18 protein-coding genes are annotated in these 18,865 nt (G+C 40.5%); 14 read left to right on the forward strand and 4 right to left on the reverse strand.

Annotated features, from left to right (window positions below; translation table 11 throughout):
- Positions 1 to 144: 144 nt before the first annotated feature.
- Entirely contained in the window at positions 145 to 519 is a 375-nt protein-coding gene (locus PSH50_RS08425) for a hypothetical protein (protein WP_054982436.1), read from the forward strand.
- Here PSH50_RS08425 and fghA read toward each other — a convergent pair.
- Both fghA and PSH50_RS08435 read right to left on the reverse strand, forming a co-directional pair.
- Positions 473 to 1,315, reverse strand: coding sequence for an S-formylglutathione hydrolase (fghA, locus tag PSH50_RS08430; protein ID WP_121637414.1), 843 nt, complete (start codon positions 1,313 to 1,315; stop codon positions 473 to 475). The two genes, PSH50_RS08425 and fghA, sit on opposite strands and share 47 nt — an antisense overlap.
- 69 nt (positions 1,316 to 1,384) lie before the next feature.
- Complete coding sequence (locus PSH50_RS08435; RefSeq protein WP_004587830.1) at positions 1,385 to 2,506, reverse strand: S-(hydroxymethyl)glutathione dehydrogenase/class III alcohol dehydrogenase; 1,122 nt, start codon at positions 2,504 to 2,506, stop codon at positions 1,385 to 1,387.
- 131 nt (positions 2,507 to 2,637) lie between these two features.
- Here PSH50_RS08435 and PSH50_RS08440 point away from each other — a divergent pair, with 131 nt between their 5' ends.
- The 5 genes from PSH50_RS08440 to PSH50_RS08460 all read left to right on the forward strand — a co-directional run bounded on the left by PSH50_RS08440 (position 2,638) and on the right by PSH50_RS08460 (position 7,353).
- Positions 2,638 to 3,507 carry a LysR family transcriptional regulator gene (locus tag PSH50_RS08440; RefSeq protein WP_029774426.1) on the forward strand — a complete coding sequence of 290 codons (870 nt, stop codon included), beginning with the start codon at positions 2,638 to 2,640 and terminating at the stop codon, positions 3,505 to 3,507.
- A gap of 125 nt (positions 3,508 to 3,632) precedes the next feature.
- Positions 3,633 to 4,850 carry a lipoprotein-releasing ABC transporter permease subunit gene (locus tag PSH50_RS08445; RefSeq protein ID WP_055253438.1) on the forward strand — a complete coding sequence of 406 codons (1,218 nt, stop codon included), beginning with the start codon at positions 3,633 to 3,635 and terminating at the stop codon, positions 4,848 to 4,850.
- Positions 4,843 to 5,541 carry a lipoprotein-releasing ABC transporter ATP-binding protein LolD gene (lolD, locus tag PSH50_RS08450; protein WP_273586564.1) on the forward strand — a complete coding sequence of 233 codons (699 nt, stop codon included), beginning with the start codon at positions 4,843 to 4,845 and terminating at the stop codon, positions 5,539 to 5,541. Before PSH50_RS08445 ends, lolD begins: the two co-directional genes overlap by 8 nt.
- Positions 5,531 to 6,775 (forward strand): lipoprotein-releasing ABC transporter permease subunit, encoded by a 1,245-nt coding sequence (locus PSH50_RS08455; RefSeq protein ID WP_273586565.1) that lies wholly within the window; start codon positions 5,531 to 5,533, stop codon positions 6,773 to 6,775. The genes lolD and PSH50_RS08455 overlap by 11 nt, the downstream gene beginning before the upstream one ends.
- Before the next feature lie 113 nt (positions 6,776 to 6,888).
- Positions 6,889 to 7,353, forward strand: coding sequence for a DUF1456 family protein (locus tag PSH50_RS08460; RefSeq protein WP_273586566.1), 465 nt, complete (start codon positions 6,889 to 6,891; stop codon positions 7,351 to 7,353).
- A gap of 62 nt (positions 7,354 to 7,415) precedes the next feature.
- Here PSH50_RS08460 and PSH50_RS08465 read toward each other — a convergent pair whose 3' ends face one another.
- Both PSH50_RS08465 and PSH50_RS08470 read right to left on the reverse strand, forming a co-directional pair.
- On the reverse strand, positions 7,416 to 9,149 hold the full coding sequence (locus PSH50_RS08465) for an AMP-binding protein (RefSeq protein WP_273586567.1): 1,734 nt from the start codon (positions 9,147 to 9,149) through the stop codon (positions 7,416 to 7,418).
- Positions 9,150 to 9,453: 304 nt separating this feature from the next.
- The gene (locus tag PSH50_RS08470; RefSeq protein WP_004587837.1) at positions 9,454 to 9,900 is read right to left on the reverse strand and encodes a DUF3010 family protein; all 447 of its coding nucleotides are present in this window, start codon (positions 9,898 to 9,900) and stop codon (positions 9,454 to 9,456) included.
- 382 nt (positions 9,901 to 10,282) lie between these two features.
- Here PSH50_RS08470 and thrS point away from each other — a divergent pair, with 382 nt between their 5' ends.
- The 8 genes from thrS to PSH50_RS08510 all read left to right on the forward strand — a co-directional run bounded on the left by thrS (position 10,283) and on the right by PSH50_RS08510 (position 18,720).
- The gene (gene thrS, locus PSH50_RS08475; protein WP_004587838.1) at positions 10,283 to 12,193 is read left to right on the forward strand and encodes a threonine--tRNA ligase; all 1,911 of its coding nucleotides are present in this window, start codon (positions 10,283 to 10,285) and stop codon (positions 12,191 to 12,193) included.
- Positions 12,194 to 12,252: 59 nt separating this feature from the next.
- Positions 12,253 to 12,813, forward strand: coding sequence for a translation initiation factor IF-3 (gene infC / locus PSH50_RS08480; protein WP_024034072.1), 561 nt, complete (start codon positions 12,253 to 12,255; stop codon positions 12,811 to 12,813).
- A gap of 211 nt (positions 12,814 to 13,024) precedes the next feature.
- Complete coding sequence (gene rpmI / locus PSH50_RS08485; protein WP_004587840.1) at positions 13,025 to 13,225, forward strand: 50S ribosomal protein L35; 201 nt, start codon at positions 13,025 to 13,027, stop codon at positions 13,223 to 13,225.
- A gap of 15 nt (positions 13,226 to 13,240) precedes the next feature.
- Positions 13,241 to 13,603 (forward strand): 50S ribosomal protein L20, encoded by a 363-nt coding sequence (rplT, locus tag PSH50_RS08490; protein ID WP_004587841.1) that lies wholly within the window; start codon positions 13,241 to 13,243, stop codon positions 13,601 to 13,603.
- Positions 13,604 to 14,024: 421 nt separating this feature from the next.
- Positions 14,025 to 15,842 (forward strand): M14 family metallopeptidase, encoded by a 1,818-nt coding sequence (locus tag PSH50_RS08495; protein ID WP_273586568.1) that lies wholly within the window; start codon positions 14,025 to 14,027, stop codon positions 15,840 to 15,842.
- Position 15,843: 1 nt separating this feature from the next.
- Positions 15,844 to 16,485 carry an MBL fold metallo-hydrolase gene (locus PSH50_RS08500; protein ID WP_273586569.1) on the forward strand — a complete coding sequence of 214 codons (642 nt, stop codon included), beginning with the start codon at positions 15,844 to 15,846 and terminating at the stop codon, positions 16,483 to 16,485.
- Between the two features lie 90 nt (positions 16,486 to 16,575).
- Positions 16,576 to 17,034, forward strand: a complete 459-nt coding sequence (locus PSH50_RS08505) for an Lrp/AsnC family transcriptional regulator (protein WP_002960703.1) — start codon at positions 16,576 to 16,578, stop codon at positions 17,032 to 17,034.
- A gap of 129 nt (positions 17,035 to 17,163) precedes the next feature.
- Positions 17,164 to 18,720, forward strand: a complete 1,557-nt coding sequence (locus PSH50_RS08510) for a SulP family inorganic anion transporter (protein WP_154944402.1) — start codon at positions 17,164 to 17,166, stop codon at positions 18,718 to 18,720.
- The last annotated feature ends 145 nt before the right edge of the window (positions 18,721 to 18,865 follow it).

The following is an 18,865-nucleotide window of genomic DNA, read 5'->3' on the forward strand; positions in this document are numbered from 1 at the left end:
TTATTAATAAAATGATGATGCACTGTATTAAATTGTACGCTTAGGCCATTCAAAATTAAGTATATAGAACAGGTATACATATTTTTACAATACTATTTTTAAAGATGTTTATAATTTAGGTAATATTTTTGATCAGGATGAGTCATGAGAGCGCTAACTTTATGTTTATGTGTTATTTACCTAAGTGGCTGCACAGTCGCTGGTGTTATAATTGATGGGCAGGCACAGTCAAATGCACGCGCCAATAAATATAGTAATAGCCCAGCTCGCTCTGAGCCTTATAAAAATCCACTCGAACCTCTACCGAAAGACAAAAACGGGTTTAGTTTTACCGATATAGGGTTAAAAATAGACTCATTGCTGATCAATTTAGTAAAAGGTGAGGGCAATACGGTACAAGTGTGTAGGCAAGTGAGTAAAGTATTGAAAGAGTGTGTAGAAGTAGATAAATCTGATCTACACACTAATGAGATTACGCAGTTAAAAACTGACTATGAAATGATAAGTGTTGGTCAATAAAGCTGCTTATAAAAAAGTAACTATGATCGTAGCCAGCTTGCATTTCAATGCTAAGCGGGTAACCTTTATTTTTAGCAACAGCCGCTAAATTTTGTGGCTTAAGTTGCTCTTCTAAAAAACCATCGGCTTCGCCCTGTGTAACAAGTATAGGGAGAAAATCAGCTTGCTGCGCTTTTTTCATCAACTCGCACGAATCGTATTGAGCCCAAAGCTCTTTGTCAGTGCCTAAATAACCCGTAAATGCTTTCACGCCCCATGGGCAGTCAATTGGATTAACAATAGGGCTAAAGGCCGAAGCGCTAACAAACGCTTTAGGGTTTTTAAGTGCCACCATTAAAGCGCCGTGCCCGCCCATAGAGTGACCGCTAATTGCTTTAGTACTGGTTACTGGGAAGTGTTGCTCAATAAGTATAGGTAGTTCATCAACTACATAGTCATACATATTAAAATGTGTATTGAACGGTGCTTGTGTTGCGTTTACGTAAAAGCCTGCGCCTTGTCCAAAGTCGTAGTTATCGTCATCAGGGACATTATCACCACGTGGGCTTGTATCAGGCGCTACAATTGCAATACCCAGCTCAGCCGCTTTTTTAAATGCGCCGGCTTTTTGCATAAAGTTTTCGTCTGTACAGGTTAAACCCGATAGCCAATAAAGCACTGGCACTTTATTTGTTTCGCTTGCGCCTGGGGGTAAAAATACCGCAAAACGCATTGTGCAATGGGTACTTGTTGCAGTGTGGGTATATTGTTTGTGCCAACCACCTGCTACTTTTGTACTTGAGATATTTTCTAACATAAAAATCCTTAAAAGCCGCAAACAATTAAGTATTACGGCTTTTTTAATACATAGGTTACCAATAGCGTATTAGTAGTGAATTACTGTACGAATACTTTTACCTTCGTGCATTAAATCAAACGCATCGTTTATTTCTTCAAGGCTCATGGTATGCGTAATAAAGTCGTTAAGAGCAAATTCGCCTGCCATGTAACGCTCAACAATTTCAGGTAACTGTGAACGGCCTTTAACGCCACCGAATGCGCTTCCACGCCATACACGGCCAGTTACTAGTTGGAAAGGACGGGTTGAAATTTCTTGGCCAGCACCGGCTACACCAATAATTACCGACTCACCCCAACCTTTATGACAACACTCAAGTGCTGAGCGCATTACATCAACGTTACCAATACACTCAAACGAGTAATCAACACCGCCATCGGTCATATCAACAATCACTTCTTGAATTGGCTTGTCGAAGTCTTTAGGGTTTACTAAATCGGTTGCGCCAAGTTTTGTTGCAAGGTCAAATTTGCTGGTATTAATATCTACACCAATAATGCGACCCGCACCTGCCATTTTTGCACCAATAATGGCCGATAAACCAATGCCACCTAAGCCAAAAATAGCCACGGTATCGCCTGGTTTTACGTTTGCAGTGTTTGTTACTGCGCCCATACCTGTGGTTACGCCACAGCCTAATAAACAAATTTCTTCAAGCGACGCTTCTTTGTTTACTTTTGCGAGTGAAATTTCTGGAAGTACTGTGTACTCAGAAAAAGTAGACGTACCCATGTAGTGATAAATTGGTTGGCCGTCTTTAAAAAAGCGTGTAGTGCCATCTGGCATTAGGCCTTTACCTTGTGTTTCGCGCACTGCTGAACACAGGTTAGTTTTGCCTGAAGTACACATTTTACATACGCCACATTCAGCGGTGTAAAGTGGAATAACGTGATCGCCTACTTCAACACTGGTTACGCCTTCGCCCACTGCATACACAACGCCTGCACCTTCGTGGCCTAAAATTGCTGGGAAAATACCTTCAGGATCTTCACCTGATAAAGTAAATGCATCAGTGTGACAAACACCAGTAGCGGTAATTTTTACCATTACTTCGCCTTTTTTAGGCATCATTACATCAACTTCTTCAACGCTTAGAGGTTGGTTTGGACCCCACGCAATAGCTGCTTTTGATTTTATAAATTCAGACATGTGTTTATCCTTTGTAGTGGTTTTAAATAACAATTGTAGACCCAATTTGTTTGGGTGATGGCTCTATTGTATTTGTTTCTCAAATAATGATAATCTCTGATTTATTAAAACACTTTTACAGTATGGTAATAATGGCTCGTTGGGATGGCATAGACGAATTTATAGCAGTGGGTGAAGAGGGGAGTTTTACAGCAGCGGCTAATGTACTGGGGTTGTCGGTTGCCCATATAAGTCGCCATGTTACGGCGCTGGAGCAGCGTTTAAATACCCAGTTACTCACCCGTACCACCCGCAAAGTGGTATTAACCAAAGAAGGTGAAGCCTTTTTACATCAAACTAAGCAATTACAACATGCTATGGACGATGCCACGCAAAGCTTAGCAACGCAGCAAACAACGCCTAAAGGTAAAATTAAATTAACAGCACCAGTTATGTATGGTGAAACTTTTATTATGCCCATTGTGCACAATTTTATGCACGCTCATCCTGAGGTCGAAGTAATTGCTACGCTTTCTAACGAGCAAGAAAATTTACTCGAAGGCGGGTTTGATTTAGCCATTCGGTTAGGGCATTTAAAAGATTCAAGCCACAGGGCACGGCGTTTAAGTGCTAGGCGCTTTATAATGTGTGCCTCCCCAGATTATTTATCCCGAGTAGGTGAGCCTCATACCCTAGGCGAGCTAAACCAACATCAATGTTTAATTGGTAATAGCAGTTACTGGCGAGTAAACGAAAACGGCCGCGATAAACACATTAAAATTGCAGGACGCTTGCGCTGTAATAGTGGTTGGGCATTGGTTGATGGTGCAAAAAAAGGCTTAGGAATAGTACAGCTGCCAAATTATTACATTGAAAATGAGCTAAGAACGGGCGAGCTTGTGCCAGTATTAACTTCTTATCAGCCGGATCAAGAAGGTGTGTGGGGAATTTACCCACCGCGTCAGTTTGTTGCCACTAATGTAAGAGTATTACTCGATTATTTAGTGGCTGGGCTTGAATAAAGCGCGCTTAAAATATAGCCAAGTATAAGATTTATAAATTATTTCTTACATTTATGGTCATATTCAATTCATCTTAGTTCGTGCTACTATAGCCGCACACTTTTAGCATAAATGTTTTAAATAATATGTTTCAACCGGTTAGCTTATTTATAGGGCTCAGATATAGCCGCTCCTCCAAAGGAAATGCGTTTATATCGTTTATCTCGTTTTTTTCTATTGCCGGAATAGCCATAGGGCTAATGGCCTTGTTCACTGTAAGCAGTGTAATGAATGGCTTTGAAAACAGTTTAAAAACAAATATGTTAGGGCTCATTCCTCACGTAGAAGTACAAGCCAATAAACACACCAGCGCACAAATGACAGCGTTAAAAGCCGATTTAGAGCGCTCAGATTATGTAGATCACGTAAGCCTTTACCGCCACGGCGAAGCCATCTTGCAAACCAATAAAGATTTACACGGCGTATTACTGCAAGGCTTGTATGGCGATAATGGCTCGCTATATAAAATTACCGATAAAGTTGTGCAGGGCAATTGGCAAAACGTTTTAAATAATAGCTACAACATAGCTATTAGCCGTTACTTAAGCCGAAAACTTGGCGTAGGTATGGGAGAAAAACTGCGCGTAATTATGCCTAACGCCTCTACTTACACGCCACTTGGGCGCGTACCTAGTCAGCGTTTATTTAAAATAGCCGCAATATACGAAACCGGCTCAGAGATAGATATGAGCCTTGCATTTACCAGCGGTGCATCTTTACAGCGGGTATTAAAGCTTAACAAAAATACCGCGCCTAACTTAAGTGTGTCGTTACATGAACCCTTTGAATTAGCGCAATTTACAAAGGACAGCCAGCGCATTTTACGCGATTACCAAGTAAGTGACTGGCGCAGTAGCCAAGGTACTTTATTTGCAGCGGTTGCCATGGAAAAACGTATTATGTCTATGTTGTTAGGGCTGATTGTATTAGTGGCTGTATTTAATATTGTTTCGGCACTGACTATGATGGTGAGTGAAAAACAAGGCGAAGTGGCAATATTACAAACCTTAGGTTTAACGCCTTCACAAGTACAAAAAGTGTTTATGGTGCAAGGCTTGTATAACGGGGTGATTGGCACCGCGATAGGGGCACTTTTAGGTGTATTGTTTAGCTTATATATTAATGAACTACTCGCTGCTGTAGGGCTAAACCTACTAGCAGGTGTAGAGCTTCCGGTAAAATTTGATGTGTTAAGCCTCGTTATTATTGCGCTTAGCAGTATTGCAATGAGCTTTTTAGCCACTTTATATCCTGCGCGCAAAGCCGCAAAAGTAAAACCAGCAGAGGTATTGCGTTATGAATGATTTAGTTATTAGCTGTCAAAACTTAAGTAAAGTTTATCAAGATGGCCAAAACCAAGTAGAAGTATTAAAAGGGGTGGACTTATCTCTTAACCAAGGGGATATGCTGGCTATAGTAGGCAGCTCAGGCTCAGGGAAAAGTACCTTATTGCATATTTTAGGAACCCTTGATACGGCTACATCAGGTAGCGCTAAAATAAAAAATCAAGACGTTGCTAAATTATCGCGAACAGAGCAAGCGGCGTTTAGAAATAAAAACTTGGGCTTTATTTATCAGTTTCACCATTTATTAATGGAATTTAGTGCGGTTGAAAACGTGGCTATGCCGCTGCTAATTAAAGGGCTCAACGCAAAAGAGGCGAAAGAGCAAGCCTTAGAAATGCTAGATAAAGTAGGCTTAGCGCATCGCTGTGAGCACAAACCTTCGGCGCTGTCTGGTGGAGAGCGCCAGCGTGTTGCTATTGCTCGAGCGCTGGTGACTAAACCCGCATTAGTGTTAGCCGACGAACCTACCGGTAACCTTGATAAGCAAAACGCGATTAAAATTTACGATTTAATTAATGAGCTAAATAAAAGCTTAAATACTAGTTTTGTGGTGGTTACTCACGACTTAGAGCTTGCAGACAAACTAGGTAAAATTGCGTATTTAGATGATGGGAAACTTGCCATAAAAGAGTCGCACCATGTTGCTTAGTTTATTTTTAAGTGAACGCTTTAGAGCGTATTCTGGCCATAAAGACGAAAAAAACGCATTTGTAAGCTTTATTGCCAAAGCCTCTACCGTTGGTATTTTATTAGGGGTGGCGGTGTTAATTGTTGCGCTTTCGGTTATTAATGGCTTTGAGCAGCAATTAGTGCATCGTTTATTAAGTGTAGTACCGCAAGTTGAATACGTAGCGCCTAGCCGCCCCATTGCTGATTGGCCTAACAAAGTAGAAAAACTTAAAGCAGAGCCTCATGTTACAGGTGCTGCGCCGTTTATAGCAGTAAATGGTATGGCGCAATTTAAAAGCCAGCTAAAAGCGGTAGAAATACGCGGCGTTGAACCTCGCTATGAAGGGAATGTATCGGCCATAAATCAATTTACCAAAGGCACACTGGTTAGTCAGCTGCGCACGGATGACGTTATTTTAGGCAAGCAAATTGTAAAGCAATTAGGCGCTAATATAGGCGATAACATTACTTTACTGATTCCTAAAATTAGCGAGCAAGGCAAGTCTCTATTAGCCCCTAAACGCGTAACGTTAACACTTGCGGGCATTATAGAAATGGGTGGGCCAATTGACAGTAGCGCTGCATTTATTCACTTAAATAAAGCACAGTCAGTTTTAGGTTACGACACAAGCCAAGTGACAGGTTTACGATTGAGCGTAGATGATGTGTTTGCTGCGCATCAAATTGCACTGCGAGTAGGGCAAACTATTAGTGATTATGTGTATGTCTCTAGCTGGTTTAGAACGCAAGGTAGCCTGTATCAAGATATTCAAATGGTACGCACAATTGTGTACATTGTGGTGTTTTTAATTATAGCGGTAGCTAGTTTTAACATTGTATCGTCGCTTGTAATGGAAGTGCGCGAAAAACAAGGCAATATAGCTATTTTAAAAACCATGGGCGCTAAAGACAGTACTATTTTAGCGACCTTTGTCGTGCAAGGTTTAACGCAAGCCTTTGTTGGCGTGTTACTTGGCACACTAGTTGGGGTTATATTAGCGCTTAACATTAGTGAGCTGTTTACATGGGTTAGCCAGTTATTTGCAGCTAATCCGCTTGAAGGTGTTTATTTTATTGAGTTTTTACCCAGTAAATTAGTACTCAGTGATATTGGAATAACAGTTATTGTTACCTTTGTTTTAGCTGTACTTGCTACTATTTACCCGGCGTGGCAAGCAACTCGAGTCGACCCTGCCAAGGTGCTGGGTAATTAACAACTCTTTATAGTGTAAATATCAATATGGCAGCGTGCCTTAAGCTGCTAAACTGCGCGCTCATTTAACGTGGGCGCTGTAATTTAGCCTCGCTCTCTACTCAGGAAATTACTTTGACAAATAACGATATTTTACGCCGTGTTCGCTATACCTTTAATTTAACCGATACTGCCATGGTCGGTATTTTTGCCGCCGCAGAGGCTACAGTTACCACTGAGCAAGTCGTTGCATGGTTAACAAAAGAGGGTGAGCAAGGGTTTGTTAAAATGTCAGACACTGAGTTTGCTACGTTTTTAAATGGCTTTATTAATACTAAGCGTGGCAAGCGCGAAGGCCCACAGCCTGTGCCAGAGACTAAGTTAAATAATAATATTATTTTTATGAAGCTACGTATTGCTCTAAACATGAAAGCAGAAGATGTAATAGCAACACTTGCACAGGTTGACTTTGAATTAACTAAACATGAGCTCAGTGCGTTTTCTCGCAAAGTAGAAAATAAACATTACCGTGTGTGTAACGACCAGGTTTTGCGCTTGTTTTTAACAGGTGTTCAGCAGCAGTATCGCCCTGCAGAGTAAGTAAATTATTTAACGCTAAAAGCTCAGCAATTGCTGAGCTTTTTTGTAATTAATGTTTGCGGTTAAGAAAAGGCCTTATCAGTAAGTGATTGCTGCATTTGCTCTCGCATTTTAAACTTTTGCAGTTTGCCTGTTACTGTCATTGGGTAACTCTCTACAAAGCGAATATAACGGGGCATTTTAAAATAGGCGAGTTTGTCTTTTAAAAATGCACGTATTGCTTGCTCATCAAGTACTGCATCTTCTTTTGGCTGGATCCACGCACACACTTCTTCGCCGTACTTCTCATCACTAATACCAAATATAGCGGCATCTTGAATACCTGGGTAAGTGTAAAGAACCTCTTCAATTTCGCGTGGGTATATGTTTTCGCCACCTCGAATGATCATGTCTTTAATGCGGCCAACAATACTCACAAACCCTTCGCTGTCCATTACCCCTAAATCACCAGAGTGTAACCAGCCTTCGTCATCTATAGTGGCTTTTGTTTTTTCTTCGTCATTCCAATAGCAGCGCATTATACCGGCGCCCTTACTGCATACCTCACCAGGTACACCTATTTTTTGAATGTTACCCAGTTCGTCAATAATTTTAACCTCAGTGTGAGCAAGGGCTCGGCCAACGGTTGTTACTTGGCGCTCTATTGATGAGTCGGTTTCGGTTATATTGTTGATTGGGCTGCACTCAGTTTGCCCGTACGCAATTAATACTTGATGCATGTTCATTTGTGTTTGGACTTTACGCATGACTTGCTCAGGGCACGTTGAGCCCGCCATTACACCAGTGCGTAAAGTGCTGAGGTTATAATTGGTAAAATTAGGCAGCTCTAGTTGGCTAATAAACATAGTAGGCACACCATGCAGCGCGGTGCACCCCTCTTGCTGGACAACATCAAGCGTGGTTTTTGCATCAAACGCATCGCTTGGGTATATAGCTGCGGCACCTTTACTTACACATAGCAGGCTGCCAAGCACCATCGCAAAACAATGATACAGAGGCACAGGTATGCACAGCTTATCTTGTGCTGTAAAATGCATAGCCTCTGCAACAAATAGCGCATTATTTAGTATGTTTTTATGGGTGAGTGTAGCGCCTTTAGGGTTGCCCGTGGTGCCAGAGGTAAACTGTATATTTATGTCTTGATCCGCGTTTAAATTTGCTGCAATCGCATTTAATTCAAGCTTGTGGGCTGGGGTGGCAAAATTCATCACATCATCAAACGTAAACATACCAGGGCTTTTTTCATTGCCAATGCGTATTACATTTTTAAGGCTAGGTAGGGCATGTGCATTTAGCTCACCGGGTTCACATTGGGTAAGTTCAGGCGCCAAGCTGTTAAGCATATCTATATAATTGCTGCCTTTAAAATGTGACGCGGTAATTAACGTGCTGCATTCTACCGAGTTCAAAGCATAGGCTAACTCGTTTGGCCTGTAGGCAGGGTTAATGCACACCATAATGGCACCTATTTTGGCGCTCGCAAATTGGGTTAAACACCACTCAATGTTATTAGGTGACCATATTCCTACTCTATCTCCTGGTTTAACCCCTATTGCTAGTAGCCCCATAGCGAGTTGATTAACTTCACTTTGAAATGCTTTATACGTTAAACGTACATTTTGATGGCTAACAACGACAGCGAGCGAATCAGGGTGTTTGTCGACAATAAAGTCAAAGTACTCGCCAATTGTTTTATCCGTTAGCGGCGTGCTTTGCGCACCTTTAAAATAGCTTTTTGTGAGCGGTAATGTGTTTATTTGTTCTACTTCTTTTACCGAGCGCGATGGTGTGTGCATGTGCTTCTCCGTATTAATGTGTGTCAGTTACTTATATCAATCCGTGCTGATAAGTCAGTATTCATTTGCTTAGCCACGAATAGCTGTGTAGCAAAATAAAAAATAGTTAAGCGAATTGTTATAGGCTGTAGTTAAAATAAACACAAATTGTCGACAAAGAAAGGGTGGTTAGACTAATGTACTAAGCATAAAGAAAAGTTAAATGGAACGTTTTACAGAGGGGCAATAAAAACTAACTTTTATAAAGGCAAAAAAAAACGCCACTAAATGGCGTTTTTATAGTTTGTTTTAATCGCTTTGTGACTTATAGCTCGTCACTGCGGTAGGTTTTTTTCATAATGTATACATAGGCATTAACAAAAGCGTTTTCTTGGTACTTTTTAAGGCCTGTGTCTTCAAACGCAATAGGTATAGGGTTGCGTTTAAGCTGCTCTTTAATTTCGGTCGTTGAGAACACGCGAACGTCTAACTCTTCAATTAATTGAATCGCTGTTTCCATTTTAAAGCCCTTTGCACTGCCTGCAAATTTACCTTTAGGTTGGCGCTCACGAATGGCAACAGAATCAATTTGGTAATCTTGCATTAGTTTTGCAAAATCAAATTGAAATTTACGCATTATTTCAGTGTCGTTACCGTTACCTAAGGTAAAGCGTGTTTGGCGCACATCGCGAATATCAAATACGTCGTTATCTTTACTTAAAATACAAAGTAGTACATCACTACCGGTAATTTCTACACCACATGTTCTCATTGCTGTTCTCTAATATAACTTAATTGCTTGGTATTATACCCAACATCTAATAAATTGCGAGAGCAAGGCGGCGCAGGTGCATTTTAATAATCAATAAACTCAAGTTGTCACATGCTTAATTTAAATTAGCGAACGAAAAACAAAAAAATGACAATTTTAGGTAAAATTTCAAGTAATGAGCGCGCTTTAAACTTGTAATTGATACTCTATCACGCGACAATATCTTTTTTGTAGTTGAGCAGACTCAGCATCTACATTAGTCATTTATGGCGAAAAATAGTCAATGCTTATTCGTAAAAGCGTTGTCGAGTCATTCTCATTTAATTTATTTAAAATACACGTGATACATTGTAGGTGTCACCACTGTATGTAAGGATTTATAATGCCAGTTATTACTCTTCCTGACGGCAGTCAGCGTAGTTTTGAAAACCCTGTAAGTACTCTTGATGTAGCTAACGATATTGGCCCTGGTCTTGCTAAAGCAACCATTGCTGGTCGCGTTAATGGCGAGCGTGTTGATGCGTGCGATATGATCAACGAAGATTCGCGCCTTGAGATCATCACCGCAAAAGATGACGATGGCCTAGAGATTATTCGCCACTCGTGTGCTCACTTAATCGGTCACGCAGTTAAGCAGCTTTTCCCAGACGCTAAAATGGCTATTGGTCCAACTATTGATAACGGTTTTTACTACGATATTGATATGGAACATTCTTTGTCTCAAGAAGACTTAGACGCCATTGAAAAGCGTATGTTGCAACTTGCAAAAACAAACTACGACGTAGTGAAAAAAAATGTAAGCTGGCAAGAAGCACGCGATACGTTTGAAGCGCGTGGCGAAACATATAAAATGGAAATTTTGGACGAAAACATCGCAAAAGATGATCGCCCAGGATTATACCACCACGAAGAATACGTAGACATGTGTCGAGGCCCGCACGTACCAAACATGAAATTCTGCCAAAACTTCAAAATAATGAAAGTAGCTGGCGCTTATTGGCGTGGCGACTCTGAAAACAAAATGCTACAGCGTATTTACGGCACAGCGTGGGGCGATAAAAAGCAACTTAAAGCGTACCTTAAACGCTTAGAAGAGGCTGAAAAACGCGATCACCGTCGTATTGGTAAAGCGCTTGATTTATGGCACTGGCAAGAAGAAGCGCCAGGTATGGTATTTTGGCACAACGATGGTTGGAGCATTTACCGCGAGCTTGAAGAATTTGTTCGTGAAAAACTGCGTGAGTACAGCTACGAAGAAGTTAAAGGTCCAATGATGATGGACCGCTCTTTGTGGGAAAAATCAGGTCACTGGGAAAAATACTCAGACGCCATGTTTACCACAGAGTCTGAAAAACGTGAATACGCTATAAAACCAATGAACTGCCCAGGTCACGTGCAAATTTTTAACCAAGGTTTAAAATCGTACCGTGATTTACCACTGCGTATGGCTGAGTTTGGTTGTTGTCACCGTAACGAACCATCAGGCGCTTTACACGGCTTAATGCGTGTACGTGGCTTTACACAAGATGATGCTCACGTGTTCTGTACAGAAGAGCAAGTAATGGACGAAGTTTCAGCGTGTATTAAGATGGTTTATGATACATATGAGACATTCGGTTTTGACAAAATTGTAGTTAAGCTTTCTACGCGTCCTGAAAAACGCATCGGCGATGATGAAATTTGGGACAAAGCAGAGGTTGCATTAGCCGATGCACTTAAAGCAAACGACATTGAATTTGATTACCTACCAGGTGAAGGTGCCTTTTACGGACCTAAAATTGAATTTACTTTGTACGATTGTTTAGACAGAGCGTGGCAATGTGGTACAGTGCAACTCGACTTTGCATTACCGGGTCGTTTAGGCGCTACTTATGTAGCAGAAAACAACGAACGACGCACTCCAGTTATGATACACCGTGCTATTTTAGGCTCAATTGAGCGCTTTATCGGTATTTTAACTGAAGAATACGCTGGTTTATTCCCTACGTGGCTTGCTCCAAAGCAAGTGGTAATTATGAACATTACCGATAAACAAGCAGATTACGTGCACGAAATTGTACAAAAATTAAATAAACTTGGAATTAGAGCCGCAGCTGACTTGAGAAATGAGAAGATTGGCTTTAAAATCCGAGAACATACACTTAAGCGTATTCCTTACTTACTCGTTGTTGGCGATAAAGAAGTTGAACAACAGGAAGTAGCAGTACGTACCCGCACAGGTGAAGACCTAGGCAAATTTAATGTTGATGATTTTGTAGCTAAAATTAGCGAAGAAATTAAAAATCGACAGTAAAAATCGAGCGTGTAGGGCAATCACAAACAGCCAACTACACGCTTATATTATTGATATTCTTGGAGGAACGTACCATTAGAGGCGGCAAGAAAGGGCAACAAACAGCTCAAAAAAATCGTATTAACGAAGAAATTACAGCTCAAGAAGTTCGTTTAATCGACATCGAAGGCGAACAAGCTGGAATTCAGTCATTAAAAGACGCACAAGCTATGGCTGATGCAGCGGGTGTTGATCTTGTAGAGATTAGCCCAAACGCTGAGCCGCCTGTTTGTAAGGTTATGGACTACGGTAAGTTCATCTTTGAAAAAAGCAAAGAACTAAAAGAGCAGAAGAAGAAGCAAAAGCAAATCCAGATTAAAGAAATCAAATTCCGTCCTGGCACGGATGAAGGTGACTATCAGGTTAAGCTGCGCAACTTACGTAAGTTCTTAGAAGCTGGCGATAAAGCTAAGATTACTATCCGCTTCCGTGGCCGCGAAATGGCTCACCAAGAAATTGGTATCGAATTATTAAACCGTGTTAAGGCTGATTTAGAAGAACTTGCAGTAGTTGAGTCTTTCCCAAATCGTGTTGAAGGCCGCCAAATGGTTATGATGATGGCGCCTGTTGCTAAAAAATAATTTTTAAGCGATAATACGCACCGAATTTAGCTCAGGTACCCAAGTAATATGCAAATATTCACCTGTGCTAACCGGTTTTAAAGTAAAATTGCGGCATTTTTGCTGGGTTTTCACCGGAATATGGCAGTAAGTTAGGCCTAAAAGTGGAGCTATAGAAATATATCTCACGCCTGCTTACTAATTTTTAAGCAATACATTTGGAGTTATTGCAATGGCTTATAAGCTAAAAAGTCACAGAGGCGCTGCTAAGCGTTTCAAGAAAACTGCTTCTGGCGGTTTCAAGCGTAAACAAGCGCATCTTCGTCACATTCTGACTAAGAAAACTTCTAAGCGTAAGTTACACCTACGTCCTAAGATGATGGTTCATAAAAATGACCATGGTCTAGTTTCACGTATGTTACCATTCGCTTAATAGGGGTTTTTAGAAATGGCAAGAGTTAAACGCGGCGTTGTCGCACGTGCACGTCACAAAAAAGTTTTAAAGCAAGCTAAAGGTTACTACGGAGCACGTTCACGTGTTTACCGCGTAGCTTTCCAGGCAGTTACTAAAGCGGGTCAATACGCTTACCGTGACCGTCGTGCTAAGAAACGTACTTTCCGTCAATTATGGATTGCACGTATCAATGCAGCTTCACGTCAAAATGGTCTGTCTTACAGCCGTTTTATCAATGGTCTTAAAAAGACTTCTGTAGAAATCGATCGTAAGATCCTTGCAGATATCGCTGTTTACGACCAAGTTGCATTTGCAGCGCTTGTTGAAAAAGCAAAAGAAGGCCTAGCGGCAGCTTAAGCTTTTTTAAATAAGTAATAAAGAGGAGCCCTTGGCTCCTTTTTTTGTGCCTGTAATTTAAGACTCACCTAATAATATTCCCCTGCAATAATACTTTATTAATTTTAGGCTAAATATGTCGCTATCTGCGTTATAAAACTCTCGTTTAGAACAACTAAATAGCGAAGTTTTCCCTAGCTATTAACACATTTATTCATTCTCAAAATAGATCACTTAATTAAGCGGATTGGTATAAACAACGAATTTCTTAGCAAGCTATTGACACTTTTCCCCAACCTTAAAATTAACTACTTTAATAAACACTTTATTAAGTGCAAGGATATAAACGGGCTTTCTTTTTTGTTGAATCACCGCACTTTTATAATATCGCTATGTTTACTTGGTATAATTTATTTTATTAAAGCGTTTTTTAGAGAAAACTATGTTTGCAAGCCTGTTATTTTTATCTGCAATTGTGGCAGATAACAGTCATTTACCGCCTCTTATTCCTTGGCAAGGTGATAGCGTTTCGTTATTACAGCAGCAAGGCCCGTTAACCACTGATTTTGAGTTATCTCAGGGTAAAGCCTCGCCAAACTATGCCGACACAATGGCGTTTGTAGATAGGCTTGTAGCGGCAAATCCCACGCAGTTTCAGTCTCAAATAATAGGCTACAGTAATAGTAATCGCGCTATTAAAATGGTGGTTGCCAGTGAACAAGGTTTTTTTGAAGCAGGGCAAATGGCCAACAGCACTAAGCCAACCGTTTTTATCCAAGCCGGTATTCATGCAGGTGAGATAGATGGTAAAGACGCCATGTTTATGTTGCTGCGCGATATTGCAACCGGTAAGCGCCGTGATATTTTAAAAAAGGTAAACATACTTTTTATTCCTATTTTAAACGTAGATGGGCATGAACGCAGCAGCGCATTTAATCGAATAAATCAGCGCGGCCCTGAAAAAATGGGCTTTAGAACCAATGCAAATAATCTAAACCTTAATCGCGATTTCACTAAATTAGATACACTAGAGGTGAGAAGTGTTTTAAAGGTTATTAATGATTACAACCCAAACTTATACATTGATGTGCATGTTACCGATGGCGCCGATTATCAGTACGATGTGACCTATGGTTATAACCCTGTATTTGCAAGCGAATCGCCTGCTATATCTGATGCGTTAGATCAGTATATAAAGCCGGTTATTGACGAAACATTACAAAAGCAAGGGCATATACCTGGGCCATTGGTATTTGTTATGGATAAACGCGACTTTAAAAAAGGCCTTGCAGGTTGGGTGGCTACACCGCGTTTTTCAAACGGGTGGGGCGATTTAAAATCATTACCAACAATTTTAGTCGAAAACCATTCTTTAAAACCTTATCAACAACGCGTATTAGGCACCTATGTATTTTTAGATGGGGCAATAAACGCGCTTTCTCAGTACAGTCATGAGCTTTCGAACGCCGTTAAAAAAGAGCAAGAATTTGTACCTGAGAAACTAATTGTTAAACGAGGTTATGCTAAACAAGCAGACACGATTAGTGAGTTTAAAGGGGTAGAATACACATCAAGTGTAAGTGCGCTTTCGGGGCAAACTGAGGTTAAATATTTAGGTAAAGCCTATACCTACACTGACTTACCGATTTATTGGCAAAAAGAGGTTGAACGAGTTGTTGATGTGCCCCAAGCGTTTTTTGTTCCGCCTGTATATAGCGATATAATAGAAAAGCTTAAGTTACATGGGGTGTCAGTAAACAAACTTAAAGGCGCGAATACGCAACCTTTAAAGCTTGCCAAAGTACTTGATTACTCGTTCGATAAAGCCCCATTTGAAGGGCGCTTTAGAGTCTCTGCAAGTTTTGATTATGTACCAGCAATAAATGTAGATTTAGACGGATGGTATCAAGTAAATACGCAGCAAAAAGCAGGGGAGTTAGCGGTTCATTTATTACACCCAGAAGCTCCTGATTCATTTTTTGCGTGGGGTGAGTTTAATACAATTTTTCAACGAACAGAGTACATGGAAAACTACGCGTTAATCCCTTACGCAAGGAAAATGCTTAAAGACAACCCAAAACTTGCTCTCGAGTTTGATAAAAAACTTCAAGATAAAGCATTTGCGCAAGATGCCAATGCACGTTTGCACTGGTTATATTCACACACGCCATTTTATGACGAAGCGTATTTGAAATATCCAATTTTAATGTCGTATGAGCAAGTAGCCGTTATTCCCGATCAAAAAGATAAAGAAATTTAATATGCACGTTATTACAATACCCGTGACTGCTTTTTCTCAAAATTGCAGAATAATTAGCTGTACAGAAACAAAGCAAGCTGTGGTGATAGACCCAGGTGGTGATACGCAAAAAATTATAGCCACGCTTAGTGAGCACAAATTAGTACTGAGCGCTATTTGGCTTACACACGGGCATTTAGACCACGTAGGTGCGGCCGATGACTTACGCTCACACTACAATGTGCAAATTATTGGCCCGCAAAAAGATGAGTCATTTTGGTTTGATAACCTGCCTATGCAAGCACAAATGTTTGGTTTTTCAGCTATTGATGCTTTTTACCCTGATATTTGGCTTAATCATAATGATGTATTAACGCTTGGTAAACTTAGCTTTAGTGTTAAGCATTGTCCTGGGCACACACCCGGTCATATTGTGTTTTATGAGCCTGATCAGCAATGCGTTATTGTTGGTGATGTTATTTTTAAAGGTGCTGTAGGGCGTACAGATTTCCCTAAAGGCAATACAGAGCAGCTCATTGAATCTATTAAAAGCCATATTTTAACGCTTGATGACCACACGCGTATTTTAGCTGGCCATGGTGAAGATACCACTGTAGGCCACGAAAAACGCACTAATCCATTTGTAAGTGGCCAATTTGGTTAATTAAAATCCATGAAAATGCAAAATTATTGCAGACGGAATTTTAAATTGGCTGTATAATTTAACCAGTTTATTAGATAAATAAGAAATAAAATGTCTCTAAATCACGTAGATCGCCAAATTTTGGCACTTTTACAACAGGACGCAAGTCTTTCAACTGCTGAAATTGCAGACAAAGTAGGCTTATCTCAATCACCTTGTTGGCGACGCATTGCAAAGCTTGAACAAGATGGCTATATCAAAAGTAAAGTTGCGCTTTTAGATGAGAAAAAGCTTGGTTTTGACATGCTTGTATACGCACATGTGCGCTTATCAAATCATGGCAAGAAAAACTTAGCTGAATTTGAAAAGCTAATCATGAGCTATGACGAAGTGACAGAATGTTACACAATGGCCGGCACCATGGATTTTATGCTGCGTATAATCTCACAAGGTATAGAAGGCTATGAGCACTTTGTACGTGACAATTTACTCAGCTTAGAATACGTTCAAGAGGTACACTCTAACGTAACCATGACATGTGTAAAACGCAGTACATCTCTTCCTCTATAAAATAAACGACACAAAGTTAAGCTATACTAAGAAAGCTAATAACGGTGTGTGCGAATTGTTAAATGAGCGCTAATTTGGTAACATTTAGCGCTTTTTCGATCCTAACCTAATAACCCCCTGAGGAACTCAATGTTTAACTTACTCAGCAAAGCGCCTAGCTCTGCTAAAAACGATATTTTATCTGGCTTGACTGTAGCACTTGCTTTAGTTCCAGAAGCTGTTGCGTTTGCTTTTGTAGCAAATGTCGAACCTTTAGTTGGTCTCTATGCCGCGTTTATCGTTGGTTTAATTACGGCTATTTTTGGTGGTCGCCCTGGTATGATTTCGGGCGCAACCGGTGCATTAGCTGTTGTAATGGTAAGTTTGGTACTTGATCATGGTGTTGAGTATTTATTTGCCACGGTGTTGCTGATGGGAATACTGCAAATACTCGCGGGGATATTTAAGCTCGGTAAGTTTATTCGCATGGTCCCTCATCCTGTTATGCTCGGCTTTGTTAATGGATTAGCGATAGTAATATTTTTAGCGCAACTTGGGCAGTTTAAAGTGCCAGATGGCGCAGGTGGCCAGCAATGGATGACAGGTAACCCGCTTTACATCATGTTAGGTTTAGTTGCATTAACCATGGCTATCATTCACTTTTTACCTAAGCTCACCACTGCAGTGCCTTCTTCTTTAGTGGCTATTGTAACGGTAACCGCGTTAGTAATAGGCCTTGATTTAGACTCGCGCACTGTACTTGATTTCCTAAAAGGGATGACAGGTAATGAAGCGGCTACCATTGCTGGCGGCTTACCTGAATTTCACATTCCTATGGTTCCATTTACCCTGGAAACTTTTTATATAATTTTTCCGTATGCATTAATTTTAGCGGCTATTGGTTTAATTGAGTCGTTATTAACGCTTAGCTTAATTGATGAAATTACCGAAACCCGTGGCCACTCAAATAAAGAGTGTATTGGCCAAGGTGCTGCTAATGTAACCTGTGGATTTTTTGGCGCAATGGGTGGCTGTGCCATGATTGGGCAATCAATGATCAACATTAATTCGGGCGGTCGCTCACGTTTATCAGGTATAAGCGCGGCATTAATGTTACTAGCCTTTATTATTTTCGCATCGAGCTTAATAGAAATGATCCCACTGGCTGCGCTTGTAGGTGTTATGTTTATGGTTGTACTTGGTACGTTTGAATGGGCAAGCTTTAAAATGATGAAGCGCGTACCACTGTCTGATGCCTTTGTAATTGTATTGGTATCTGGCGTAACCGTAGTAACCGATTTAGCGATTGCCGTGTGTGTGGGTGTTATTGTTTCTGCCTTGGTATTTGCTTGGAATCATGCAAAACATATCTACACAACTAATTACATTGATGAGCAAGGTGCTAAAGTTTACGAGCTTCACGGCCCGTTATTTTTTGGCTCAGTTAAAAACTTTTCTGAGTTATTCGATGTTAAAAGCGACCCTAAAGATGTAATTATTGAATTTGAACACAGCCGTGTTGCGGATCACAGTGCCATAGAAGCCATCGACAGCTTAGCTGATAAGTACACTAAAGCAGGCAAACAGCTTCACTTACGTCATTTAAGTAAAGACTGTAAGCAGCTGTTACACAAAGCGCGTGACTTAGTTGAGGTAAACGTAATTGAAGACCCAACTTATAAAGTGGCTTCAGATAAACTTGCCTAGTTTATAAGGTGGCTTTGCCCATACGAGCTGATTGAATCGGCATTTTAAAAGCGAAAGGTTAAAGCCTTTCGCTTTTTTATTGGCTTAACTTTGCGGTAAGGCTCTTAAAAATTAAGACAGTTGGTACTGCTAACACTTTGTAATA

This window comes from Pseudoalteromonas sp. Angola-7, assembly GCF_028599255.1.
Classification (GTDB): Bacteria; Pseudomonadota; Gammaproteobacteria; order Enterobacterales; family Alteromonadaceae; genus Pseudoalteromonas; species Pseudoalteromonas atlantica.